Origin of the sequence: Aliiroseovarius conchicola, from assembly GCF_041403445.1 — a bacterium.
Classification (GTDB): Bacteria; Pseudomonadota; Alphaproteobacteria; order Rhodobacterales; family Rhodobacteraceae; genus Aliiroseovarius; species Aliiroseovarius conchicola.
On record NZ_JBGEHL010000009.1, the window covers coordinates 12,391 to 37,805 of the forward strand.

At 55.0% G+C, this 25,415-nt stretch carries 23 protein-coding genes, 1 tRNA gene and 1 pseudogene; 9 read left to right on the forward strand and 16 right to left on the reverse strand.

Translation table 11 applies throughout. The features are described 5' to 3' along the window. The first annotated feature begins 1 nt into the window (after position 1). The gene (locus V6N04_RS14055) at positions 2-1,738 is read left to right on the forward strand and encodes a Mur ligase family protein (protein ID WP_371170826.1); all 1,737 of its coding nucleotides are present in this window, start codon (positions 2-4) and stop codon (positions 1,736-1,738) included. 781 nt (positions 1,739-2,519) lie between these two features. Here the strand turns inward: V6N04_RS14055 and V6N04_RS14060 are convergent. Next, on the reverse strand, positions 2,520-2,717 hold the full coding sequence (locus V6N04_RS14060; RefSeq protein ID WP_371170827.1) for a hypothetical protein: 198 nt from the start codon (positions 2,715-2,717) through the stop codon (positions 2,520-2,522). A 304-nt stretch (positions 2,718-3,021) separates the two neighbouring features. Then, a complete protein-coding gene (locus V6N04_RS14065) occupies positions 3,022-3,333 on the reverse strand; it encodes a response regulator (RefSeq protein ID WP_371170951.1) in 312 nt (103 codons plus the stop codon). Between the two features lie 3 nt (positions 3,334-3,336). Between V6N04_RS14065 and V6N04_RS14070 the strand changes: the two are divergent. From V6N04_RS14070 to V6N04_RS14095, 6 genes and pseudogenes are all read left to right on the forward strand, one after another. After that, positions 3,337-3,664, forward strand: a pseudogene (locus V6N04_RS14070) (integrase core domain-containing protein); the annotation flags it as partial. 354 nt (positions 3,665-4,018) lie between these two features. Next, complete coding sequence (locus V6N04_RS14075) at positions 4,019-4,420, forward strand: hypothetical protein (protein ID WP_371170828.1); 402 nt, start codon at positions 4,019-4,021, stop codon at positions 4,418-4,420. After that, the gene (locus tag V6N04_RS14080; RefSeq protein ID WP_371170829.1) at positions 4,413-5,456 is read left to right on the forward strand and encodes a hypothetical protein; all 1,044 of its coding nucleotides are present in this window, start codon (positions 4,413-4,415) and stop codon (positions 5,454-5,456) included. The genes V6N04_RS14075 and V6N04_RS14080 overlap by 8 nt, the downstream gene beginning before the upstream one ends. Next, positions 5,456-9,067, forward strand: coding sequence for a KGGVGR-motif variant AAA ATPase (locus V6N04_RS14085; protein WP_371170830.1), 3,612 nt, complete (start codon positions 5,456-5,458; stop codon positions 9,065-9,067). The genes V6N04_RS14080 and V6N04_RS14085 overlap by 1 nt, the downstream gene beginning before the upstream one ends. Before the next feature lie 209 nt (positions 9,068-9,276). Then, positions 9,277-9,501 carry a DoxX family protein gene (locus tag V6N04_RS14090; protein ID WP_371170831.1) on the forward strand — a complete coding sequence of 75 codons (225 nt, stop codon included), beginning with the start codon at positions 9,277-9,279 and terminating at the stop codon, positions 9,499-9,501. 19 nt (positions 9,502-9,520) lie between these two features. Beyond that, positions 9,521-10,147, forward strand: coding sequence for a dioxygenase family protein (locus tag V6N04_RS14095; protein ID WP_371170832.1), 627 nt, complete (start codon positions 9,521-9,523; stop codon positions 10,145-10,147). A 524-nt stretch (positions 10,148-10,671) separates the two neighbouring features. On the opposite strand, the gene V6N04_RS14100 is transcribed toward V6N04_RS14095, so the two are convergent. The 11 genes from V6N04_RS14100 to V6N04_RS14150 form a co-directional block, all read right to left on the reverse strand. After that, positions 10,672-11,007 (reverse strand): hypothetical protein, encoded by a 336-nt coding sequence (locus tag V6N04_RS14100; RefSeq protein WP_371170833.1) that lies wholly within the window; start codon positions 11,005-11,007, stop codon positions 10,672-10,674. Next, positions 11,004-11,540, reverse strand: coding sequence for a hypothetical protein (locus V6N04_RS14105; RefSeq protein ID WP_371170834.1), 537 nt, complete (start codon positions 11,538-11,540; stop codon positions 11,004-11,006). The genes V6N04_RS14100 and V6N04_RS14105 overlap by 4 nt, the downstream gene beginning before the upstream one ends. After that, positions 11,533-12,597 carry a 2Fe-2S iron-sulfur cluster-binding protein gene (locus V6N04_RS14110; protein ID WP_371170835.1) on the reverse strand — a complete coding sequence of 355 codons (1,065 nt, stop codon included), beginning with the start codon at positions 12,595-12,597 and terminating at the stop codon, positions 11,533-11,535. The genes V6N04_RS14105 and V6N04_RS14110 overlap by 8 nt, the downstream gene beginning before the upstream one ends. Beyond that, positions 12,594-13,748: an aromatic ring-hydroxylating oxygenase subunit alpha gene (locus tag V6N04_RS14115; RefSeq protein ID WP_371170836.1), complete on the reverse strand. Its 1,155-nt coding sequence runs from the start codon at positions 13,746-13,748 to the stop codon at positions 12,594-12,596. Before V6N04_RS14115 ends, V6N04_RS14110 begins: the two co-directional genes overlap by 4 nt. Continuing rightward, positions 13,748-14,008 (reverse strand): hypothetical protein, encoded by a 261-nt coding sequence (locus tag V6N04_RS14120; RefSeq protein WP_371170837.1) that lies wholly within the window; start codon positions 14,006-14,008, stop codon positions 13,748-13,750. Before V6N04_RS14120 ends, V6N04_RS14115 begins: the two co-directional genes overlap by 1 nt. Then, positions 14,005-14,598, reverse strand: coding sequence for a TetR/AcrR family transcriptional regulator (locus V6N04_RS14125; RefSeq protein ID WP_371170838.1), 594 nt, complete (start codon positions 14,596-14,598; stop codon positions 14,005-14,007). The genes V6N04_RS14120 and V6N04_RS14125 overlap by 4 nt, the downstream gene beginning before the upstream one ends. Before the next feature lies 1 nt (position 14,599). Further along, positions 14,600-15,046 carry a DUF2141 domain-containing protein gene (locus tag V6N04_RS14130; RefSeq protein WP_371170839.1) on the reverse strand — a complete coding sequence of 149 codons (447 nt, stop codon included), beginning with the start codon at positions 15,044-15,046 and terminating at the stop codon, positions 14,600-14,602. 95 nt (positions 15,047-15,141) lie between these two features. Then, on the reverse strand, positions 15,142-16,242 hold the full coding sequence (locus tag V6N04_RS14135) for a lyase family protein (RefSeq protein ID WP_371170840.1): 1,101 nt from the start codon (positions 16,240-16,242) through the stop codon (positions 15,142-15,144). Beyond that, positions 16,235-17,749: a tripartite tricarboxylate transporter permease gene (locus V6N04_RS14140; RefSeq protein WP_371170841.1), complete on the reverse strand. Its 1,515-nt coding sequence runs from the start codon at positions 17,747-17,749 to the stop codon at positions 16,235-16,237. Before V6N04_RS14140 ends, V6N04_RS14135 begins: the two co-directional genes overlap by 8 nt. A 5-nt stretch (positions 17,750-17,754) precedes the next feature. Beyond that, positions 17,755-18,225: a tripartite tricarboxylate transporter TctB family protein gene (locus tag V6N04_RS14145; RefSeq protein WP_371170842.1), complete on the reverse strand. Its 471-nt coding sequence runs from the start codon at positions 18,223-18,225 to the stop codon at positions 17,755-17,757. Positions 18,226-18,291: 66 nt separating this feature from the next. Next, positions 18,292-19,251 (reverse strand): tripartite tricarboxylate transporter substrate binding protein, encoded by a 960-nt coding sequence (locus tag V6N04_RS14150; RefSeq protein ID WP_371170843.1) that lies wholly within the window; start codon positions 19,249-19,251, stop codon positions 18,292-18,294. A 107-nt stretch (positions 19,252-19,358) separates the two neighbouring features. Between V6N04_RS14150 and V6N04_RS14155 the strand changes: the two genes are divergently transcribed. Continuing rightward, positions 19,359-20,273, forward strand: a complete 915-nt coding sequence (locus V6N04_RS14155; RefSeq protein ID WP_371170844.1) for a LysR family transcriptional regulator — start codon at positions 19,359-19,361, stop codon at positions 20,271-20,273. A gap of 333 nt (positions 20,274-20,606) precedes the next feature. Here V6N04_RS14155 and V6N04_RS14160 read toward each other — a convergent pair. From V6N04_RS14160 to V6N04_RS14170, 3 genes are all read right to left on the reverse strand, one after another. Beyond that, a tRNA-Arg gene (locus V6N04_RS14160) sits at positions 20,607-20,683 on the reverse strand. Between the two features lie 143 nt (positions 20,684-20,826). Further along, positions 20,827-21,924: a CaiB/BaiF CoA transferase family protein gene (locus V6N04_RS14165; protein WP_371170845.1), complete on the reverse strand. Its 1,098-nt coding sequence runs from the start codon at positions 21,922-21,924 to the stop codon at positions 20,827-20,829. Further along, complete coding sequence (locus V6N04_RS14170) at positions 21,917-23,074, reverse strand: acyl-CoA dehydrogenase family protein (protein ID WP_371170846.1); 1,158 nt, start codon at positions 23,072-23,074, stop codon at positions 21,917-21,919. The genes V6N04_RS14165 and V6N04_RS14170 overlap by 8 nt, the downstream gene beginning before the upstream one ends. A gap of 214 nt (positions 23,075-23,288) precedes the next feature. Here V6N04_RS14170 and V6N04_RS14175 point away from each other — a divergent pair, with 214 nt between their 5' ends. Beyond that, on the forward strand, positions 23,289-25,397 hold the full coding sequence (locus V6N04_RS14175) for a YjbH domain-containing protein (RefSeq protein ID WP_371170847.1): 2,109 nt from the start codon (positions 23,289-23,291) through the stop codon (positions 25,395-25,397). Positions 25,398-25,415: the final 18 nt, after the last annotated feature.

Here is a 25,415-nt window from a genome sequence, read left to right on the forward strand (position 1 = left end):
AGTGGATAGGATCGAATATCTTGAGAATGCGCTGACAATCACCAGCGCCGAGGCGGATCATATTCGCGTGGATGATGCGCGACGCCTGACCGGGCCGGGGATGCTATGGAACCGACCGGGCGCGGTGATGGATGTCTTCTTCGAAGATGTGCCGACGTCGCGAATTGTGGATCTGTGGCAGCGCCACGCCCGTAAAGTGCTCGACGCATTGGGGTGGCAGGAGGAAGGACTGACATCCCGGGCTTTCTGCGGTGGAGTCAACCTCGCAATCTCGGCCCCTATGGATCAGCTTTATTCGGCGATCTTCGCAGCCCGAACGGCTTGGCATTTCTGCGCGGCCGAACTGGTGGATGCCACACCCGGTGACTTTGACAGCATGATCGCGGACGTGAAGGAGGTTATGACCAAGGAGGCCAACCCGGCCCTGATCTCCCTCATTCATGCGTCTGCGGAGCATAGCGTCGACATTTTGTGTGATGATGATGAGATTTCGATCGGTCACGGCACCGGCAGCCAGACATGGCCCGTCAGTGCCCTTCCCACCCCAGACGAGGTAAACTGGGATGCGTTGCACGACATTCCCATAGCCTTCATCACCGGCACCAATGGCAAGACCACTACCGCGCGCCTGTTGGAAGCAATTGTCCGCGCGTCCGGCAAAGTGGCGGGTCTAACCTCCACCGAGTTTGTGCGTGTTGGTGACGATATACTGGATCGCGGAGACTATTCCGGACCAGGCGGAGCAAGAATGCTACTGCGTGACAAACGGCTCGAGGTGGCCTGCCTTGAAGTGGCGCGCGGCGGGATCCTGCGCCGGGGTCTGCCCACCCGCGCGGCGACGGCGGCAACGGTCACGAACGTGGCCAATGACCATCTGGGGCAATATGGCGTCAACACGGTGCCGGAACTGGCACAGGCCAAATTCGCTGTCCATCGCACCTTGTCAGACGGGGGTATCCTCGCGCTGAATGCCGATGATCCTTTTGTCGTCGCCGAGGCGAAAGAAACCAAGGCCAATATCTGGTGGCTGTCGCTAAGCCCCCAGACCCCGCAGATTCAGCAGGCAAGAGAGAATGGAAACTGCTGTGCGTTCCTCGATGGCGAGAACATTGTGTTCTTTGACGGCACTTCTGATGAGGTGGTGTCAAGCGTGTTCGACGTTCCCCTGACCATGGGCGGCGCAGCGCGGTACAACATCAGTAACACGCTGGCCGCGCTTTGCCTCGCCCGTGCTATGGATGTTCCGATGGATGCCATCCGCAAGGGGCTGTCCCGCTTCAAGCCTGATGCAAAGGACAATCCGGGGCGCTGCAACGAATTCAGTTACAACGATGCGCGCGTCTTTGTGGATTTCGCTCATAACCCACATTCAATCGCAGCAGTGTGCGAGGCCTTGTCAGGCCTGCCCGCAAAGCGCAGATTTATCATGCTCAGCCATGCGGGTGATAGGTCGGATCAGGATATCACGGACGTGACGTTGACTGCATTGAATTTCAACCCCGATGTGATCGTAGCGGCAGAATTGGAGGGTTACCTAAGAGGGCGCGAGTTGGGAGAAATCCCCGCCCAAATCGAAAAGACTGTCTTGGAGCATGGATATGATGCGAAGCAGGTCCTGAGAGCCACTTCTCCGACGCGGGGTGCCGAGATGATCTTGGAGCATCTAGCGCCCGACGACTTGGCCTTGCTTTTGGTACTGTCCGAACGCGACGCAGTGCTGAAGATGCTTAATAGCTGACGGCAATGCCGAACTACAGTTCACGAAGCTACTGCAAGAACGAAGCAAAATCAGTGAGCGTGCAGAAGGGCAGGCAAACGTCGGCGTCTTGGAATGTTGCGGCCTTGAGCTAAGTACGATCAGACGCGGATTGGGCGTCGTCTGGGACATTCGATCACCGTGTAGAAATCGGCACATCACGCCGGTGACAGCCGGTCATCAAGTGAGGCAGAAAATAGCAAGTTTGAAGCGCGATCTTCGAACTGCGCTTTAGCTGGGCTCCAGTTTTATAGCCAAAGAGTGGGCTCTGCCGCCCTTCGTCGCAAATTTGCAACTGGCAATGGCGGGCCATTTCGACCACTAGAGTTTTCGATGTCACACGATGTCGCTGAGGGTTTCTCCATACATATAGTCGTGAAAATTGCTTGGCTTGCCAATCAACTGGAACTCTGAGTTTGAATCGGAGCCATCGGGATTAAGAGCTCGCTTCAATCGGCAACGGAATTGTCAAACTGGCACCATGTTCGATGTTAATAATTGACACAGTCCCACGGTGACGGAGCGCGTGTCGAGGATCGCATGGGAACCACCAATCAACATTGCGGAGCGCCGCAAGCTGTACCGCAAATTTGTTTTGATCCTCAAGCCGCTGCCAGACGGTGACGATCTTATCTCCGGTCGAAGTTCGGATGGTAGCGGATTCGATAACTTGCAGCGCCCGAACCCCTTCAGTCCGGTACATCGCTTCAACAGCATGCGGTAGGTTCAGTGTGCCCCCGTCTGTAAAAAAGCTGGCGGGGTGCTAGGCAAAGCCCGTGACGTTGCTGCCCTCGGGGGCAAGCGGCGTGGTTGAAAACTTGTCCCCTGTTGCGTCTCGGACCAGGTCAGAGGTCATTAGCGACAGAGCGTCCTCACCCGACACGACCACATGGTGTGAAATCGCGAGCGCGGCGGATAGAAGGGACCGGTCAAACAGCTCCTCCGCCCTTAGCAGCGCCACGTTGGAGCGCTAACACCCCAAGGTCACAGCCATCAAGACCAATAGTACCAATATCAACCCAAGAGCCGTAGTCTGAGCGAAGCACGGCGCATCAACTGGAGATTTCATGCATATAGCCATGCCCACACGGGACCTTAGTGTAGGCGCCGTGTTCAACTGGCGTTTTCGCAGGCTCGACACGTGGGACTCAATTGCTTTGTTGTCGATATCATCACCAACTTCCATATTCGTGGTCGGTCAGGTGGGCCTCGGCCACAATGCGACTGCGCCGCTCCAGCAAACACTTCAAGACCGCCAGCACTCGCTATGGGATGTTTAGCGCGATGCCACTTGCCCTGACTTGCCGCATGGTGCGATCGAACTCGAGCTCACCAAGTCTCTCATGAGCCCCACAATCGAAGCCTTTACGTCGTGAAAGTGCTCTGATGCGTACTTCTAGCTGATCCATTAGGAACGGCTTTATAAGGTGATCGTCGGTTCCGCTGTCAAACCTTTCCACACGAGCGCCTGTACCCAATCGTGCTATCAGCAATATGATAGGGACGCAGTCGCCGCGACGCCGTAGCGGACGCAAGACCTCAAACCCGCCACGCCCAGGAAGATTGGTTTCGAACATGATCAGGCCGCCCGGGACTGGATTACAGCTGTCGGGGGCCAAGGCCGCCTACATCGAGCCGGGATTGCCTTGGGAGATCGGATACTGCGAAAGCTTCGACGCCCGGCTCTGCGATGAACTGCTCAATGGCTAAGTCTTCAACAGCTTGCGGGAGGCGCAAATCCTGATCGCACAATGGAGGAAACACAATAATACCAAACGACCACACAGTGCTTTGGGTTACCGCCCACCGGCGCCGGAAACCATCATCCCGATGGAATCCACGCAATCACGCACTAACATTCAAACTGGACCACCTAGGTGGGCCGATCAGCTTCAGGAAACAAGATAGCCGTGCAATTCAATTCTGACCCAGATGGCATGCATTTCTGATCATTAGGACAAAGCGGCCCCTCGTCGAAGTCATAGCCCGTGGCAACAAAGAGCTCACAGCGTAAGTCTTCAGTTCAGGTGTGTGCGAATGCGGTGAGAAAGTCGCTGCAAGAGCGTTGATTTCATCGCGGCCATGCAGCGCGGAAATCAACCTTTGATGAACCGCCGGGCGAAGACTTGGATGGCAGGGATCGGGTCACGGACGGGATAGGCGATGTCTGATCAACAGGACCGGTGAAGCGGGCGCCCCCACCCGGCGGCATCAGATGATTCCGCAGCCGAACACCTGGCACGCCACGGGTTCGCCGCACCAGTGTCTGACCCGGCCGCTGATCGACGCGCGGTTCAAGGCTGGCTTGCGACACTTCTGGGTTTCACCGGCGCTGCGGTCGCATTCTATCTGACCAACCGCAAGGAAGAGAGTTCCGGCTTGCGAAAGCGAGAAAATCTGAAGACGCGCGTGGCGCAGCTTTTTAGTGAATTCAAAGAAACCTTATCCACAGTCACGCAAGCAGGTTCCAGCTACGAAGCAACTGATTATAAAGACCTGATAAAGCGCATGTTGAAAACCAACAATGATCTCATTGAAGAAGGTATCGACACAAGGACACTGACCGAAATCGTGCGCAGTTTCAAAAACAATGAAGCCCGGGCTGATCATATAGCACAAATCAATAGGCTAAGTATGGCATATCGGGAGGCGCTTGATGCCTAGTTTCAATTGCGTCGTGTTCGTTTCCGGTAAAGGAGAGCTATCTGACATCGATTTCGCAGATGTCATGCGTGTAGTTCAACCAGGCCTGAATCGTCAGGAACGTGCTACAATGATGCAGAAATTTGTCGGCGAAATAGACAGGAAATCTTGGCGGCAGGACGCAATTGATGAAAAACACCCGCTGGTCATACGTGAGACACATTTCATCCCGAGAAACGACGAAGCTGATCTGGACCAGAAAGAGCTGCGCATTTTAGGCTGGAACCTGATTGCGTGGTCGATGCGTGCATTTTGGGAGGACAATCGCGAATTGCCCGTCGCCCCAATGATTGGCCTATGCGATGGGCATGTCGAGACGAATTTGCCGACCTGTCCGCTCTGCCGGAAACATATCGTTTGCTTGGGCGGACTGCCTAGGAATTTTGGTGTTCTGGCAAAGCGACTCAGGCAAATCGGCTTGGCCCATAACCCTGCCCCCGCAACTGATATTGCGCAAGTAAAGCAGCTGAAGGTCACATCGCAAACCACAACAGCGACTTACGACTACTCTGAACTGCTACAAAGTAGCGAGATCGTATTCATCGGCGCAGCGGCTGGAATCGGTGCGTCCGAAACAAGGGTTGAAGGTGAAATGGTTCGGCTCGAAATCAATGACCCACCGGAGGACGAACAACAGATACTTCAGCGCATTCGCGACATATTGGCCGCTGAGCACAAAACCCACCCCGGCGGCCGCTATGCGATTGCAAACCTGCCCAAACACCTACCCGATGAACTTCGGGACGCACCAGCTGAGATGTTTTCGCTGGTGGAAGATTACGCCATTGCGAATGACATGTCGATCAGGCTCGGCCGCGGTTGGTTTCCTGTGGATCTGCAACGTACGGAATCCGATGGCGTGACGTTGCAATATGCCGAAGTATTCGTTTTCGAAAAGCCAAAGCAGAATGCGCCGATTGACACCCAACCGAAAAGGATTCTGGGTCTTCTCTCAGGCATTTTCGACACACAAAATAACACTGTGGAGGTCAGTTAATGTCTTGTCCGATCATAGCCTTCTACGGGTTCAAAGGCGGGGCCGGTCGGTCATTCCTTTTGGCCAACACGGCTGCCTTTCTTGCCGCGGCGGGAAAGCGCGTGCTTGTCATGGATGTCGACCTTGAGGCACCAGGCCTCGGCGACTTCTTCGACGATCGCGTCGACCAGCCGCGCGGGGGTCAGGGTGTCCTGGGTGATGCATGGCGCCAAAAACGCGGTTATATCGACCTCATCCGCGAAGAAGCTGATCCAAGTGTCGAGATCGGTGAAGGCCAAAAGGCGGAAGCGAATCGGACCAAAATGGTTGCTCAAAACATCGCCGCAAAACTACGTCTGGCCGAAGACGGAGCGCTGACCGAGCAAAACAAAGACTATCTGACCAAAATCGACCCGCCCGTCCATCGCCACGCCGAAGAAAACGCACTGACTCCCCCAGCGGGAAGCCTCGTATTGCTTGGTCCAGGATCTTTGAAGTCGTCAGTAAATGCGGGGTCGCTCAACTACGTGTCAAACCTGCTCGCCATTGACATAGGTGCGCGGGTCATGGACCGACAGGGGCGAACGGCGCTCAACGGCCTCAAGCTCGCTTTGCAAGAGATGGCCGGATACGACTTTGTATTGATAGACGGTCGCACCGGGTACAACGCGAACTCCATCGCGACGATCCAGAACCTGGCGACGTCGGTTGTGCTGGTCAGCACACCTGCCATGCAGTCCATCGAAGGCATGGCACGTGTCAGTACACTCTTTACCGGCCTGAACCCTAGCCAGCCGCTGATCAAACCCCGGTTGGTGCTGCTAAAAGCCACAGGGACGCGTGCGCATCGGGCCGAACGCGACCGTCGGGAAGTTGCTCTTTGGAACAAGCGCAAGGTGATTGACGCTTATTTCAATAGTCTCGATGAAGAGGACATCTATGATTTCCCCTTCATCGACGATTTTGTGACGGGGGAATCTTTCATGTTCCGCCGCGGAAATTTACGTGAAATGCTGCATGCCGCTGAGGACGCAACGACTGAAGACAACAAACGACCGGTATCGGGAAGCGCATCTATCGCTTTACGCCGATACTGTGACGAGTTGCTGCGTTTGTTGAACGGTGTGGTAGATGTTTCGGCCGACGGCGATACAGCGCCCTTTACGTCTGACACTTTGCACACCGCTTTCGACGTCTGGCGACGCTCTGATCACCGTAAGCGGCCGTTTGACACCATGGATGATCCAGCGCCCAAAAGATCAAAATTCGCTGAAGCTATGAACGACGCTTCAAAACCGGTTGATGTACTGAAATACGACTCAGAAACTTATGTAAAGCGATTCCTGATGCAGACCAGACTTTACCTACGCCCTGCGTCAGATGGCCCATCAGAGGCAGGTACTGATGTTGCCACACAAACACGTCGAGAGGAAAAAAGCGTCACATTGAGCAAGCTCAAACAAGCCTACGCCAATCTATACTTAGAAGAGCGTGCACTGGCTCTGACCCGGCTTGATAGCGAGATGCAACGAGAATTGGCGGGTGGGGCAAAACAGACAAGTAGGTATGACGAAATTGATAGGGAATTCCTATCCATTTTGCCCAATCGCCGGCCAAAAGGCTTTGGTCGCCTGGAGGGTCAGCACGTAGAGATCGACGCGGATGTAGAGGTCCCCGAACCGGCCGTACAGATTAGCACAACACACGAAGTCTTATCTATTGCTCGCGACATTTCGGACAGATGCAGAGAGGTTGCATTGTTGTCGGATGACCAAATGGAGGAAGTCATCGGGCGCATCGACGCGTTGCAGCGCAGTCACCCCAACGGTCGACCAGCCAAGATCGCCGGAATCTTGCGCCAGCTCGCGCTGGCGAACACTGAGGGGACCGAAACGAACTACACCGTCGTCCTACGCCAATTCAACGAACTCGTCGCCGACAAAGACCAAGGATACCTGCCGAAATCTGCCGATAGGTTGCAGGGTGCGCGCGACTGGAACTTGATTGACGTTGTGGAACGCCGACTCATAGAGCTGATCAACAACGGACACCTCCCAGAGATGTCCGACATCATCCTAGCGACTGCGCAGACTGTCATGTCCCACTTCCTTCAGGCTGTACCGCGCCAGGGCTTCGATGCGCGAGACGTAGCGCGCACCGCCTCTTATATGTATCAGTGGATCAAGATCTGGTCACAAGCTGCGACAGCTGGTACCGACATCGGCAGCGCTGCACGAGGCTATCCCGATCGTGCAACACTGACTAAGATCCGAGCGTTCACAGATCGTGGCCCGCTGGTCACAGACATGAACTCCGAAGAACAGGTCACCCTGAACGGGTTGATTGGTATCTGTGCACTGATCTGTGGCAACAATGATGAAGCCCATGCCGCGATGGGCCGGATGATGGCGCTTATCCTGGACGCCGTGCAATCCGAAGGGCCGCGTGAGACAAGCGAAATGTTGCTCTTGGCGTTAGACCTTGCGTACAAGCTGGAGAATTATGAGGACAGCTGGAAACTGCAGAGACTGCGGGAAGGTGCCCTGTCGTTCGACCCGGAGACGGTTGATATTGACGACGCTCTGGCGGTGGTGACTGTCGGACAGCAACTGGGCGTGGGTTTCCTGATGCCCGTTGGGCCCGGCTTCCAATTCCAAACACTTCCAGTGGCAGGTTTTGACGACAACGGTCACCTTTCCCAAGTCCAATGGATCAACACGTCCGACCAAGAAGATCAGGGGTTGGGCAAGCGGATGGCCTGGTTCCACGCCACATATCTTATCGAAAGGGGGTTATACAAATCAGGGCAAGCGGAACTGGTTTTGGGTACCCCTACGTCACTGCGAACAACAACGCTGCCGTTGAGTTTCACTGGATCCTGGCTCATGTTTTGCCAAATGGAGGTTGGTGAATTTGACGGGTTGGAGGCGCTTTTTGACAGCTATTGGGCATCAAGTTTAAACCGCCGGTGGTACCGCTCCGAAGATTTGGACACCTATTTCAAAACAAGCTCGTATGTCCTGAAAACGGCCCTGGCCGCGGGGAACCTCGACGCCTTTGACAAATTCGAGGCGCGCACACGTGTTTCAGCAGGTAAAACCCTGGGACCGCGGATTGAGGTCGCAAAGATCGTTCGCGACCTCACGGTTCTGCGGCGCACCGCATTGGAAAAAGACTACGACCGCAACATAGTTTCGGACCGTGCCGAGCAATTGCATCGACGCTTGATCGCACTTTTGCCGCGCCTGTCAGCTTCGCCGGCGGATCGACAGTTCAGCTCGTTGATTGCGAAGCCGTGGATCGGCATGGGCGTCTTTTCGGGCGACGAACTTCCCAATCCGCGCCGGAGTATAGTGGCGACCACGCTTCTCGACGCACTAGAGCTACAGGTAGAGCCCGACACCGAGGTGATGGCCATCGTTGAGCGAATGCTCTGGGCTGACGAACGGAAAGAAAACGATAGTTTCTTGTCGCGCATAGAATTTGCCCTGCTCCTGCCGCGCGCCCGTCTTGAAGTGCTGCGCAGCCATGTGCCCGGGTTAGATGCAGATCTGGATGCGGCACGCCGTTGGATGGAGCGCGATCTTCTGGAAAACGGTACAGGGCGGCAAATCCATTACCCTGACCTATGATGGCATGCGGCGAATAGGCGGTTTAGGTGCATTCGTCAAAATGACCCGGCACTGACCACCTTCACAACCCGGCTGCGGCACGGTCTTATCTGTACGGCATATGCGAATTGATTCTGCGGAAGTAAACGCAAGAAGCGAATGTTGGCCGAGTCCCGCATTGCGGCATTCGAAGACAAAAGGCTTCGAATGGCAGGTTTCGCAGCCACCGGGTGTTCGGCGGCGCATTGATTGTGCTGGGCCTCTTCACCCGGCCGGTTGCGTTTTTGCTGTCTGGCCTGATGGCCTGTGCCTACTTCATGGCTCACGCACCCCAGAGCTTTTACCCGATCTTGAACGGCGGCGAATTGGCTATACTGTTCTGCTTCACCTTCCTCTATCTCGTCTTTGCTGGCCCCGGTCGTTGGAGCCTCGATGCGAAGATGGGCCGTTCGTAACCATTTCAAGGAGCCAGCTATGTCTGCTAGCAAACACACTCGTCGCGGAATTCTTGCCGGTTTGGTCACATTCGCCAGTGGTGCGTTCTTCTGGCGTCGTGCCGAAGCTGCCGGATTTACTCCCCAAGCAACGGAGGGACCGTTCTACCCCACCCCAACCATGCGTATGCCCGATGTGGATAATGATCTGGTAAAGGTGATGGGCCTTGTCAAAGAAGCAGGCGGTGAGGTGATCACTCTTAAAGGCACAATTACCGACGCTGACGGCATGCCCCGGGCCGGGCACCGGATCGAAATTTGGCAATGTGATTTGAACGGAAAATACCTTCACCCCGGCGATGATCGCAACGTGACCTATGATCAAGGGTTCCAAGGTTTTGGCCATGACATCACTGGAGAAGATGGGAGCTATAGTTTCCGCACGATCAAACCGGGCAAATATCCGGGGCGGACGCCGCATATCCATGTGAAGGTTTTCGACGGTGAAACTGAACTGCTGACCACACAGTATTACGTCGCCGGAGACCCCGACAACAAACGAGACAGCCTATTCCGCCGCATGTCAGACGAACAGGCTGAAAGCGTTTCCATGGTTTACGTTGATGTGAATGGTGAGGTTGAAGCAACAATCAACGTTCAGGTCTAGCTATCCATACTCTGACTCATGCAAAAAAGCCTCAATCTCAGGTGATGGCACCAAATAGCTGCCGTTCGAGCGATTGCAGCATCTGGAAAAACGGATTTATTTTGTTGATAACGGGAAGAGTAGGCGCCGCGACGGCGACAATAGGTACTTTCTAATTGGGACGTTCCTTTTGTTTTGCATGATTGTTCAGCCCGGGCCGATCCCAATTATGATCGGCCGCGAACACACTTTAGCTGTTCAAGAGTGTCTGAAGTCAGCGCTTGTGGGACCACTTAGGGCCATTTGCTAAGAGAGGGTTTTGGAGACGAACGCCCTGACGGGCTTCGCTTAAAGCCACTATTAAAGGAACTCCATGACTAACCTCACCATAAACGGCAAATAAAAAGCTATGCGTCGAAAAAGGAAAGGGTCTGTCGCAAAAGGCGGAACAGGTAGGGAAACTAGGTGCAGGGTGCAAAAGGATTAGATGCTGCGTACTACACTAATTTCAGCGTTCGAGCAGGAACTCACAAGCTATTGGCATCTCATCCATCGAAACAACCCAATTGATTGGCTTCCGCCGTAGCAACATTTGATATTTGCATCAAGTCTCTGATGAGTTGATCCTCTTGGCCAGTTTGAGCGGTTAACAGCCATATTTGAAGGTCTGGGTCATCAAATAGGATCTTCTCAAAACGTACGCTTTCCATGCGCTCGATGAGCGCTCGTGTTTCAGGTGACCTGCTTGCATCTTTGAGTTCAACAATGATTTCGCCTGGCACCGTTTCCGGCACGCATGGATTGGGCGAGTCAGCTTGCGCGCACCCCCACATGAAGCTTAGCGACAACGCGATAACTATCAGTGTGAATGCGGGTTTCATCTTTCCGGCTTCCAGCAGTTGGACGGTGCTTCGTCACCTGCCACAATAAAATCCTCACAGCTCAGGAAAGCATAGTTGAATGCCCCAACAAAGTAGCTGATTACGTTAACCAGAAGTAAAATCGCGATCAGCCAGTAAAATAGCCTGCGGTCGTGAAGCTCAACAGCTTCCGGTGCTGCCACCGAGAACAGAATGTAGGCGATGTAGGGGATCGATGGAACAAGCAACCAAGGCAGGATCGTCTGTAGCGATGAAACATCCGGCGACCAAATAGCCGCGGTCATGACCACAGTTGGTAGGAGCATGAGGACCACGCCCCACCATGTAAGGTATCGGCCTGTGTCGATATTCCGACCGAGCACGAAGCTGGCGATTAGCGCCGTAATCGACACAAACCATATGGCAAGAATGTCGCCATAAAATACCTCGCCATACGCCCCGAGCGTGAAGCTAATACGCCAGGTTGCCAGCGTTAGGCCGATGCAGGCGAAATAGAATGTTCCTGCCTCATCAATCCTGATCTTGTCAGTCATAACTAAGTGAAAGCTTCTCGGTTGTCGGGAGTGACTGGCAGGTCAGGATCGCACCGCCGTCGATGTCGCGATCTTCAAGTGCCATGCGGGCGCGCATATGGACATCGCCGTGGCTCAGTTTTGCGCGACAAGCGCCGCAAACGCCAGATTGACACGAGAATGGTGGCTTGAGGCCTGCAGACTTGACCGCTTCTAGAACTGTTTGGCCCTGAGCGATGTTAACCGCGTGGGTTTGCCCGTTCAGCGTGACCTCAGCCGACGCTGCCAGACCTTCAACACTCGTATCAAGATCAGCGTTCCCTCCATAGCTTTCCATATGGATGCGGCTGGCAGGCACGTCGAGCGACATCAGCGCCGCCTTCACGGCGTTGTTCATCCCACCCGGCCCGCAGACGTAATACTGCGCGTCCTGAGCATAAGGCGGGTTCTCGGCGATCAGGGCTTCAATTGCAGCCTTGTCGATATTGCCTTTTCGCCAGTAATCGGCAGAGGACCAAAATCCTGGCTTGGAAAAGAGATGGTGGATCGTCATCCGCTCAGGATTATCTTCCCAGACAGAGTTCAGTTCCTGCTGCAACAGGATCGATTTTTCGTTGTTGTTGCCATAGGCCAGATGCGCGAACGAGTTCGGCTCAGCCGCCATCACGGAACTGAGCATTGCATAAAGCGGCGTGATCCCAGACCCCGCACCGAAAAAGTAATGTGTGCGGCGGGCTTTTGTGCCGGGATCAAGGCAGAACCCGCCAAAGGGCGGCATCACATCAATCACGTCGCCCTTTTGCACGGTGTCATTGATGTGGTTGCTGACCACACCATCCTTGACCCGTTTCACAGTGATCCGCAGCGGGTCGCCGGTAAAGGGTGACGACGAAATTGAATAGCTGCGGCGCTGTTCCTCTCCGTTCACCATGAAGCGAAATGACAGATGTTGGCCGGCGCGCCAGGAGAAGGTTTCTTGCAGAGCCTCGGGCACATCGAACATCACCGTCCTGGCCATACCACCGATTTCATCACGGGTGTCCAGAACGGTTAGCGGGTGGAAATTGCGCGCGCTCATTTCGCCTCTCCCAGCCATTCAAGGACAACCTTCTGATGGTCGACAACGGGGCTTTCACCTACGGCGGCGGGTCCCGTTTCAAAATACGGGGATTTCAACGACTTCTGTTGTTGTTCGCAGGCATAGATATCTTCACCGGTAAAATCACCTGCCACCATCGGGTCATCTTCGCTCATCGCGTCGTGCTCTTCGTATTTCCCGCTCAGACCAAATTTGGTCCAGAACATCGAGGATTTCATCGATTGCTTGGCAAATTCCCATCCCGAACTGTTTGAGACCCGTCCACGATTGGACACACGGGTCAGCTCCGGACCAAGCGGTTCGATAATGAAAACGTTCCAGCCGTCTTCCGAGCCCGCCAAACCGATGCCCGGAAACAGCATTGGCACCCAAGCGCCATTCATGTCCTTGGGGATCACCCGGGGCGCAATCAGTTTGCTTTCCTGATCTTTCAGGAACGCGTCTACCGGCGGCTCCCAGAACATATAGTGCGGGCCCTCCCAATGGTATTTCGCCGCCTTGTGGTCGTACATTTGCAACGTGCTCGAATGTAGGTGGCTCAGGTGGTAGACATCAATGTAGTTCTCGACCACGACCTTCCAGTTGGCTTTGATCTCGTAGCTGTTGTTTAGCTCTTCGTACTCGACCAGGTCTTCTGGAACATGCGGCCCGATATGTGGCTCGACTGGTCCGAACCAGTCGGTGATGGACGGTGCGTCAGGGTCGGGGTGAACAAAGATCATCGACTTCCAGATGTCGACCTTGGCGGGCTTCAGTCCCAAGCAGGACTTGTCGACTTTGCCAAACTCCTCGTGCTCTTCCGGAACCGAGATCAGGTTGCCTTCCAGATCATATGTCCAATCGTGATACGGGCAGGTTAGTGCCTTTTGTGTCTTGCCGACAGCGCGGATCAACTGCGTGCCGCGGTGCCGACAGATGTTGTGAAAAGCCCGCAGGCGGCGGTCGCGCCCCATGACGACGAAGATATTGTTCAGACCGGCTTGAACAGAAATATACTGTCCTGGCTCACTGACATCCTCCATGAAACCGGCATAGCGCCAGGTTTTCGAAAAGATGTCGCGCTGTTCGCGGTCAAACCAATCCTGCGAGGTATAGGCCTCAACCGGCAAAAGATGCAGCATTCGGGACATCATGCACCTCCCATAGTTTGAGGAAAGAAATCCAGAACGACAAGAAGAGCGCCCAGCACAATCCACGCAATCTGAACAAGCCAGAACAGCAGCGGGTCGTCCTGACGCGTAACGTCAGACAACAGGAACGCGTGTCCCGAATAGAAATTCGGGATCGTCCAGTAAAGGAACAACAAACCCCACAAAGCCTGATATCCCATGGCCGTGCTGACCATCAGGACAGCAAAGGTGACGTAGTTGAGAATGCGGGTTTGGGTCATGTTTTCTTTTCCATTTCTTTCAGTAGATTGCGCGAAAGCGTCCGCGCTGTTTGCACCCACTCCTCGGGCATTTCGAGGGGAGCGAGCGACGTTACATTGAAGTAAAGTGCCGTGATGTTATGGGCCGTGGCGTGTACGACATAAGCATCAGCCTCCGGATGTTCTTTGCGTAGAGTCTCAGCGATTGTGGCTTCGAACCTCAAAAGTGATTCACGACAAGCAGCGCGCAGATCGGTGTCCTCGGCGGCACGTGCTGTTAGGGCGGCGAATGCCAGCACAAGATCGGGCGTCGCCCCGGTGGTTTCAGAAAACAGAAGCTCTACCAGTGCGGCACTCGGCTCTTTGGCAGGCAAAGCAGCGGTCAATGCCGCGGTCTGCTCGGTAAAACTCTGCAGTACATAGTCCTGAAGCGCTGAGATCATCTCTTCCCGATTGCCCAGATGATGGCGGATCAATGGGCGGGACAGCCCAGCTTCAGTCGCGACTTGAGAGAGCGAGGCGCCCTCAAGCCCAAACCGCGCCACACAGCGCACCAAGGCCTGCATCACTTGAGCGTAGCGTTCATCACGGTTTGAGGGACGTCCGGCCATGTCAATTCCAGTATTTCAGTCGCAAGGTCGAGGTTGCTACATCGCCAGTGGCGACTGCCGCATCTTCGAACTTTGATGGCAGGCCGCTGCGGCCCATAGCGGAAAATGCATAACCCTCGGACGGTACGTCGCCATTCATACCTAAATCACTATCGCCATCCTCGTCATGCAAGGCGGCAAAGGCGTACGCCCCCCGCGGTAGGTCATGAAACGTCACCGAGATTTTTGTGTTCGCGGCGGGCAAATACGCCATCGCTGCGGCTTTACTGACGTCCATTGCTTCGAAGGCATCGGCCCGGTCGAACGCGGCAACAATGACCGCTCCCTGCCCATTCCGTAGCCCATCAACAGTGACAGACAGTGATGAAGTTTCCTGAGTTTGGGCGAGGGACGCGTATGTCGTCACCATGACCAGCACTGGGATTGAGAGAAATTTGAAAGATCGCATCGGAGAACCTTAATTTATCATTCCTACCGGCATTTAGGGGCGCACCTATTAGCTGTCAATAGTGACAACTAATTAACTTGAGGTGCACCGCATTCCTACCCGGCTGCGCGCTCCTTGACTGAGGTGCCGCATCGGCTTGCCATAACTTCGGAGTGGAAGGTCAGATCCTCAAACAGATTTTGCGACCACTGCAACGCACCGGAAGCAAGCAAGAACACCTCAGGCACAATTACCCATTCTCCGATCCATGCACCGCCGGACCTTTCGTGCTCATGTAAGGTGAATTCCCCAATCTGTTCAGCCTTTTGTCGGCCAAGGCGGGATACAGCTTCCATGAATTCCGAAGTCCGCTGATTGCGTTTATGATGCATGGAAGACGACGCACCCTTGCCGTTGGTGTGCGTTTCAGTGATTTCGGCAATGTCGGAAGAGGACAACAAATTCACGTTGTGTGCGATCTTGCACAGTGTGGCACAGAGCGCACCAAGGGCAGTCACCACATCTGCGATCCCGTCACGCGCATTTTGCCAGTGTGGCTCAACAACGCCCAACCCAAGCCGTGCGGCAACGGCGGTTTTGACCTGCTCGCCCGCATCGCCCTCGTAGCCACGCAAGTCTCCGATTGGCCCGCCTATCTGAACGTTGAGACCACGGCTGGCCGCCTGTTCTAACGCCTCGCGGCGGCGTATCAGTTCCGAACGCCACACGGCCAGCTTTACCTCCAGCTTCATTGGCACCGCGTGTTGCCCATTGGTCCGGCCCATAATGATGGTGGAGGAGTGCGCCTTGGTGTGGTCGCCCAACAGCTTGATCAGTCGGGCCGTGACAGTCTCAATCTCTATCAGACCCAGCTTCATCTGCATGACCATCGCAGTATCCATGATGTCCTGAGTGGTTGCGTTGAAGTGCACGTGGGGGCCCTGTGTTCCCACCAAGGCGCGCAATTGTTTCACCAGCCCGACAATAGGCCGACCGACCAAATCCATCTCGGCGGCCAGCGCTTCGATATCCAGATCGGATATGCCAACCAATTCAATGGCGGCGGCGGCTTCAGCGGGGATCAGGTCGAGATCGGCCTGGCAACGTGCAAGAACTTGTTCGACTTTCAGCCAGGCGGTTATCGTGGCGTGCTCCGACCAGATCCTGCGCATTTCGGCAGATGAGAAACAGTTCCGATAGATCTGATAATCAAGCATCACCCAGTCCTCCGTCTGCGATCTTGCGTTCCTTCATGATTGATCGGATGCGAAAGCCCATGGCGACCAGTCCGAGCAATATGAAGCCGGCGGCGATGGGGCGTTCAACGAAGATCAGTGCTCCACCATCGGACATCAGCAAGGATTGGCGGAAGGTCTCCTCGGCCCCTTTGGCGAGTACGAACGAGATGACAAATGCGGCGACATTGAAGTCGAATTTGCGCATCAGCCAGCCGACAAACCCGGCCACGGTCATGACAGTCACGTCGAACATAGAACCACGGGCCGAATAGGCGGCAACGAATGCGGTCATGAAAATCAACGGATACAGTACATTGACCGGAACCTTCAGAATTATGCGGGCGACCTGAGTGGCACCAAAATATCCAATGATCCCATACGCAAAAATGCCCAGCATCCCGCACGCAAAGAGTTGATAGACCAGTTCTTTGTCCGTGAGAAACAATGTCGGGCCGACCTGAATACCGTGGATCAGGAAGACGCCCAGCAGGATGGCCCCGATGGTTGAACCCGGAATGCCGAGGGTTAGAAGTGGAGCCATCGACGGACCAGACACCGCATTGTTGGCAGCCTCTGGTGCGGCGACGCCTTCCAATGCGCCCTTTCCCCAAAGCTCAGGGTTTTTGGCACGACGTTTACCTTCTCCGTAGGAGATGAAAGCCGCAATGGCAGAGCCAAGACCTGGCAAAACGCCGATCCCGGCGCCAATGAACCCGCCCCGCACCGCATGCGGGATGCAGGGTTTATATTCCTCGTAAGTCAGGCTGTGTCCGGTCGGATCACTTTCGTTTTCCTTGATCTCTCCCTTCGCTTTCTTGCGCTCCTCCAGCTGCGCAAAGACTTCGCCCAGAACGAAAACACCGATCATCAGTGGCACTAGGCCAATGCCATTGGACAATTCGAATGAACCGAAGGTGAACCTCTCCTCGCTTGAGATCGGATCAAGTCCAATCATCGCGACCAGAATGCCCAGCAGAGCAGAAATCAGGCCTTTGACGATGGATTTTCCAATAACAGAACCAATCACGACAAAGGCAGCAAAGTAGATAGCAAAGGTTTCTGGTGGACCAAGTTTCAGAGCAATAGACGCGATGAACCCAACGCCAACCACAAGCATGATGTCGCCCATGAGATCGCCAATGACAGATGAGATCGTCGCGACCTTCATCGCCTTCCCGGCTTTGCCCGCGCGCGCAAGAGGGTAGCCATCGATCTGCGTCGCGGCGCTTGCCGCAGTGCCGGGTGTATTGAACAGGATCGCCGCAACCGACCCGCCATAGCGGCCGGATTTACCAATCACGTAAAGGAATGCCAGAGCAAACAGCGGCGGCATATAGAAGGTGATCGGGAGAAGCATCGCGATGGCCGCAGAGGCGGTCAAACCCGGTGTCGCGCCAACGATCATCCCGACGGCAGCTGCAAGTACGATGGCAAAAAGAAGCGTCGGATCAGTGATGACCGATAGAAGAGCAGGAAAAATTTCCATTGGACTTACCCCCGGAACCAGTCAAGCAGATCGAAGACTTCGCCATAGGGCGGGAAGACACCGAGCAGCTCGAAAAAGATGATGTGGAATGTCAGTGGGCAGGCAACAATCGAAACCGCCAATCCAACCCAGTTTCGGACCCCGAATAGGTAGAGGACCACGGGCGCGACGATGGCCGTGGGCAGGACGTAGCCAAACCAGCGGAATGACTGCTGATAGATCAGCGCAATTGCAAATAGGACCAAGATATCCATTGTGCCACTGTCGTTGACCTCAGCGACATCAGGGCCAGACGGCGTCGTACGCAACCCACCAATCAACAACAAACTTGCCAACACCAGTAACGCAACCGAGGCCGAAAAGGGAACAATCCCCGCCCAAGTGTCGCCGGGGCTTGCTGCTGGCACCAACCAGGCGCCCCAGATCGCAAGTAGTGATACCAGGACGAGTACTAATCCTTCGGTCATATCCCGCATCGTGCTCTCCTACAGTAATTCTTGAGTCGAGAGGGTAAAACCTTGGCGGCCAGACCCTCTGTCTACTCAGTTGTTCAAGGTCTCCACCAACGGTGCGGCATCTGCCTTCATCGCGGTCAGCGCGGCTTTGGCATCTGCACCACTTGCATAAACCGGGCCGGTTCCACGCTCTGCCAATAGCTCCGCGAATTCAGGTTTCGCAGCAATCTCAGCCAATGCGGTTTCCATGGCAGAAATGACTTCAGCGGGCGTTCCCTTGGGTGCGAAAACGATGACCGGAGATGAGACCGCAGCGAACGGTATATCCAGCTCACCGAAAGACGGAACGTCGGACATGATGGTGTCGCGGTCGGCGCTGTTTACGGCCAATGCCCGGAGCTGTTCTTCAAATCCGCGCAGCTGTTGCACGCCAAGAAAGCCAAAGTCTGCCTGTTCACCAATCAGCGCCGCACGCGTCGGTCCGCCACCTTTGAAGGGAACATCTTGCGCCGCGATATCGTTGTTGGCCAGAAAGCCTAAGCCTCCGACATGGTGGAATCCACCGCGGCCGGAATGTGCCCAGCGAAGCGAGCCGGGATCAGTCTTTGCTGCGTCGATCACGTCCTGAACAGTCTGATAAGGACTATTGATCGGCACCATCAATGAAGTACGCAACTGCCCTACCTGAGCAACAAACTCGAAGCTGTCCAGAGCGTCGACGTCGGTGTCGCGTGTCATGGTTGACAACAAGAATGATCCACCCGAGGTCATCATCATCGTGTATCCATCAGGCCGGGCCCCTACTACGGAGTTTGCGCCATTGAGACCACCCGAGCCGGGTTTGTTTACAACGACGACCGGTACATCCAACACACCTTCCGCCGCTGCCGAGATTGCGCGGGCATAGGCATCAGTACCGCCCCCAGCCTTGTAGGGAACAACGAGGTTGATGGGGCGTTTGGGCCAATCATCTGCGTAAACTGCAGTTGTGGTTGTGGCCAGCGCAACAGCAGCTGTTACAGCACCAAGGAATTCTCTGCGTTTCATTTGGGCTCCTCCTCCAAAATTATGACACAGCCTTTCTAACAGTGATTTTAATTGCCAAAATTGCAAATGTGACATCTAATGATGCAAAAGCGTAAAGGGTCGTTGTGATGAACATCAAAGCTCTCCGAGCCTTCCGGCATGCATTTTCTGAAGGATCAATCGCCGCTGCCTCCGACGTCATGCATCTTAGCCAACCCGCAATCAGCAGACTAATTAGCGGTCTGGAGACAGAGCTGAAGCTCAGTCTCTTTGATCGCAGTGGTCGCAGCCTTTCTCCCACCACCGAGGGGATCGCCTTTTACCGGGAAGCCGGACGTATCCTCGACAACCTCGATGAAATTCCCCGCATTGCGGGGGAAATTCGAGCCGGCCGGACGGAAAGTCTTAGGATCGTAACAATGCCTAGGATCGCCCAGTTCATATCAACCCCTGCCGTGGCACGGTTCATTCAAAGTTATCCAGACGTCAATGTGACCCTGGACGTGCGTGCCCGTCGAGAAGCCGGGAAATGGTTGGCCGGGCGGGAATATGATTTGGGTATCGCTGCACTTCCTGTAACTCATCCGGACATTCGGACAGTGCCGCTTGTTCGAGTTCGAGCGTCCGCCATCTTGCCCAAAACACATTCCTTGTCGGGTGCAGATTATGTAACCGCTGACCAACTCGTAAATGATACCGTATTACGGCTAATGCACGGGTTGCTGTTGCGTGATCAGCTTGATGACACCTTCAACTCGGCAGGCGTCACGCCACAAAAAACGCACGAGGTATCTTCATCACAACTGGCCTGTGCCCTTGTTGCAGAAGGCGCTGGCGTAACCATCGCCGATGAAATGGTTGCATACCCGTTCCACGACCGCGTCTCATCAGTTCCGATCATTCCTGAACGCTGGATGACGTTTGGCTTGCTGCTACCGAAAGCACAGAAGCCCAACGAAGCGGTTGACCAGTTTGTCGAAGTCCTCGCTTTGCACATCAATCGCGCATGCGCTTCCAGCGAAACGATGCACAGTGTTGCTTAGTGCAAGGCGAATGGTTCACAAAACTGGCGGTGTAGTCAGATAAGCTCAGGCGGTGCAGGCGCAGCGAACGGAAGGTTGGGCGGGCGCACCGCAGTATAGCGAACAAGTGTTGAAAGTCCGGTTTGGGCCGTTCGCGCCAATCTGGCAGGAGCATCAGTCGCAGCTTTGGAAAGGAAGAAATCTGCGTATCGGCGTCACGAAGATCTCATACGGCATCAGATAAGGGGTTCGAACCGGATATTCGCGGTTAGACCACAAACATCCGGTTCGCGGTGAATTGGGTCAGTTTATGACGCAAAGATCAATTTCGTCTGACGTCCTACAAAATGGTATTGGCGCTCTGGGGAGGATTCGAACCCCCGACCCCCTGATTCGTAGTCAGGTACTCTATCCAGCTGAGCTACCAGAGCGCGGTAGGCGGGGATTTAGCTGGACGGTGCGGGGTTTGCAAGGGGCAAAACCGTATTTCTGGACTCTTTTCAGAATATTGCCGGGTGGGTTTTGTTTGTGATGGGAAGCTGGTCTGGTTCGGCCGATAGCCGTTTGGAGAGCATTACGACCAGCGGTGTCGCACATCTTCGTATGCGATGGGCGTATGTACATCTCCAGCCGTTGCGCTTGACCGATAGCTTGAAAGCTGTGGGGCCGTTTCAGGTTGGGTGACGTTGCCGAGCGTGCTGAACGTGCCGCGTGCGACATTATGCGGATGGGCTGGCGCCTCTGAGAGGGTCAGGACGGGGGCGCAGCACGCATCGGTGCCTTCCAACAAAACAGCCCACTCATCTCGCGTTTTTTTACCGAAGCGTTTGGCAAAGGTATCACGCAAAACCGGCCAGCCCTCGATGTCCATTTGATCGGGAAGGGACGCCGCATTGATCCCGATGCGGGACAGAAACTCGGCGTAGAATTTGGGCTCTAATGCGCCGACCGACATATGTCCCCCGCAGGCGCATTCATAGATCGCATAGAACGGTGCGCCGCCATCCAGAAGGTTCGCCTCGCGTTGATCGACCCACAAGCCGGCGCCATATAGAGAGTAGATCATCGCCATCAGGTGCGCGGTGCCGTCGGTGATCGCGGCATCGATGACATCGCCCTTACCGTTTGCTTGCGCCGCATAAAGTGCGGCGAGCATTCCGGCGACCAAATACATTCCGCCGCCGCCGAAATCACCGAGCAGGTTTAACGGTGGAACTGGCTTGTCTGTGCCGATAGCGTGTAGTGCGCCAGTGATCGAGATGTAGTTGATGTCATGCCCAGCGGATTGGGCAAGTGGGCCGGTTTGACCCCATCCCGTCATCCGCCCGTAAACCAGCCGAGGGTTGGAGTGCTGGAATTCCTCAGGACCAAGGCCAAGACGCTCCATCACGCCGGGTCGCATGCCTTCGATCAGCATATCGGCCTTGTTGATCAGCACATGTGCTTTTTGGTGGTCTTCGTTGCGTTTCAGGTCAAGCTCGATGAAACCGCGGCCACGATTTAAGACGTCAAAGGTCTGCGGGATCAGGGGTTTAAGGCCGGGTCGTTGGATCCGGACCACATCTGCGCCCATGTCTGCAAGCCACATTGCCGCAAACGGCGTCGGACCAAGCCCCTGAATTTCAACGACTTTCACGCCGTCTAGGGGCCCCTTGGCGCTGGTGTCATTCATCAATTGACCTTGCAATCAGCTCTTTCATGATTTCGTTGGTGCCGCCATAGATCATTTGAACACGCGCATCTGCGTAGAGCCGCGCGATCGGGTATTCCATCATGTAGCCATAGCCTCCAAAGAGTTGCAGGCATTCGTGCATGATCTCGTTCTGCACTTCGCTGCCCCAGTATTTCGCCATCGAGGCGGTGGGTGCATCCAAGGTTCCGTCGATCAGCCGACTAATGCCGTCATTGACGAAACTGCGGAGAACCTCGGCCTTGGTTTTGCATTCCGCCAGCTTGAAACGCGTGTTCTGGAAATCCATCACACGTTGCCCGAAAGCTTTGCGCTCTTGCGTATAGGCAATGGTCTGTTCCAGTGCGAAATCAATCGCACCGAGCGCTTGGATGGCGATCAGCAATCGCTCCCACGGCAGTTGTTTCATCAGCTGATAAAAGCCTTGACCCTCATCAGATCCAAGAAGGTTGGTTTGCGGCACTTTGACGTCTTCATAAAACAATTCGGACGTGTCGTTGGCCTTCATCCCCAGTTTCTTCAGATTTTGACCACGCTTGAAGCCTTCACACTGATCGGGTTCAACAACAATCAGGGAAACGCCTTTGGACCCCGCACCGGGATCAGTCGTGCAGACCGTGATGATCAGGTCGGCGGCCTGACCGTTGGTGATGAAAATTTTCGATCCGTTAATCTTGTATTGATTGCCGTCTTTCTCGGCCCGGGTGCGCACTGCTTGCAGGTCTGACCCAGTGCCCGGTTCAGTCATGGCAATCGCGCCGACGATATCGCCCGATGCAAGGCCGGGAAGCCAGCGTGCCTTTTGTTCCTCGGTTCCATAGGCCGCGATGTAATGCGTGACGATCGACTGGATACCGTACCCCCATCCGCAATCACCGGTTCGGGTTTGTTCATAAATAACAACGCTTTCGAACCCCATGTCGCCGCCAGCACCGCCGAACTCTTCGTGCGTGGCGCCCCCCATGATCCCAGCGGTTCCGGCGGTGCGCCAAAATTCGCGGTCCACAATGCCCTGATCCACCCAGCGTTCGATATTGGGAGTCAGTTCATCGGCAAAGAACCGATTGGTCATATCCGCGAACATGCGGTGTTCATCGCTGACCCAAGCGGCTGAGGGGGTAAAAAGGCTCATGATTGGCTCCTGTTCCAGACCATCTTTGGTCAACTATACGCCACCGGTGCCGCTAGGGGCTGGTAACGTGGCGTTACAATGGCTAGACGGAACGTGAAGGAATTCGTGTATTTGCGCGACAATCCACCGCAAATCGTCTGCAATTGTCGGTTTTGCGTGATTTGTCGTTTTGGATCGCGTATTTGAACAAAAAAGAAGTTTTACGGAGACGGCAGTGGGCATTGTACGGGTAGATTTCTGCAAATTGGCGGCAATCGGAGCACTGGGGACATTTGCGACCCCTACGCACGCAGAAGTTGGAACGCTGACATCAAGCTACACGATCTATGGTACTCCGGGCCTGATCGCCATGCCGACGGCCGAGGCTGCGGCTGATAGCGAGTTGGCTTTTACCTATTCGCAATATGGTCCGAATGCGAACGGTACACTGAGTTTTCAGATTACGCCGCGTTTAACTGGTAGTTTCCGCTATGCAAAATTGGCGGATTTTCATCCGCGAGTCGGCGACTATTTCGACCGCAGCTTTGACGTTCGCTATCGTGTTCTGAACGAAAGCAAATATTTTCCGGCTGTATCGGTGGGTATCCGCGATTTCATCGGGACAGGTATTTACTCCAGCGAGTACATCGTTGCGACCAAATCCATCGGGGACCGTTTGCGGATCACCGGTGGTTTGGGCTGGGGGCGCTTAGGCAGCTATAAACCGATCGGTTCTACCGGATCGCGCCCACCTTGGGATTTCGGTCAGGGTGGTACGCTGAATGCTAGCCAGTGGTTCCGCGGTGATTTCGCGCCATTCGCCGGTGTGTCCTACAAGGTGAGTGACAAGCTGACAGTGAAGGCCGAGTACTCGTCTGATGCGTTTGTGCAAGAAGTTGCAGCCGGCATCATGGAGCACAAGTCCCCCTTCAACTTTGCCGTTGATTATCAGGTATCGCCCGCGATCCACGTCAATGCATTCTATCTGAATGGCGATACATTCGGGGCGAATCTTGTTGTGCGCATCAATCCGCGTCAACCAATTGCGCGCACCGGCAACGAGCGCGCGCCTTTGCCTGTCAAACCCCGCCCCGCGCGTAGCAATGCACAGGCTTGGGGGACGGAATGGATTTCTGATCCCACAAATGAGACCGGCATCCGCAAAGCAGTGGGAGAGGCGCTTAACAAGCAGGGCATCACATTGGAAAGCCTTGCATTGGGCACCAGCCGGACTGAGCTTAAGGTGACCAACCGCAAGTATCATTCCCCTGCACAAGCCCTTGGTCGAACGGCGCGCATCCTGACCCACGCGATGCCGCCATCTGTCGAAACTTTCGTGATCACACTGGTCGACAAGGGTGTGCCGTTGTCAAAGGTCACGATGCGGCGCAGCGATGTAGAAAAACTGGAAAATGCTCCCGCTGTGGATATGTTCCAACGCGTTACTATCGACGAGGCCGAGCCACGCGCTGTGCGCAACTCCGAACTCGCCATGCCACAGGACCGGTTCCGGTGGGGACTTGCCCCTTATCTGGGTCTCAGCTTCTTTGATCCGAACAGTCCGATCCGTGCGGATTTCGGTTTGAAACTCAGCGCCAGCTACGAGGTTGCTCCTAACTTCTTCCTTTCTGGCGCGCTGTCGCAGAGTCTGTGGGGGGATTTGGGCACCTACGATGTCAACGAGGAGACTGCCCTTCCACCCGTACGCACGCTTGCGGCTGCCTATGCGGCTGAAGGGAATCCTGCAATCTCTCACCTGACTGCGACAATGTATGGACGCCCAGGCAAGAACCTCTATAGCCGCGTCTCTGTTGGATATTTGGAAAGTATGTTCGGGGGTGTGCAAGGCGAGCTTCTATGGAAGCCTGTCGACAGTCAGCTGGCACTTGGCGCAGAAGTGGCTTGGGTGAAACAGCGCGACTTCGACCAGCTTTTTGGGTTTCGCGACTATAGCGTCGTGACGGGTCATTTGTCGGCATATTACGACTTTGGAAATGGGTTTACTGGGCAGGTCGATGTTGGTCGTTACCTAGCGGGCGACTACGGAGCGACGCTGTCGGTTGACCGGACATTTGCAAATGGGTGGAAGGTCGGCGGTTTCGTGACCAAAACCAACGTATCCGCTGAAGATTTTGGCGAAGGTTCTTTCGACAAAGGTATTCGGCTGTCCATCCCGTTTGAATGGGCGTTTGGTACGCCATCACGCGGGAACTCATCTGCGGAATTGAGGTCTTTGTCGCGCGACGGCGGCGCAAAGCTGGAGACTGACGGTCGGCTGTTCGAATGGGTCGAGGCTGGCCACGGGAACGCGCTGGCGTCGCGTTGGGGTAAGTTCTGGAGATGAGTGTGTTGAGAACGAGTT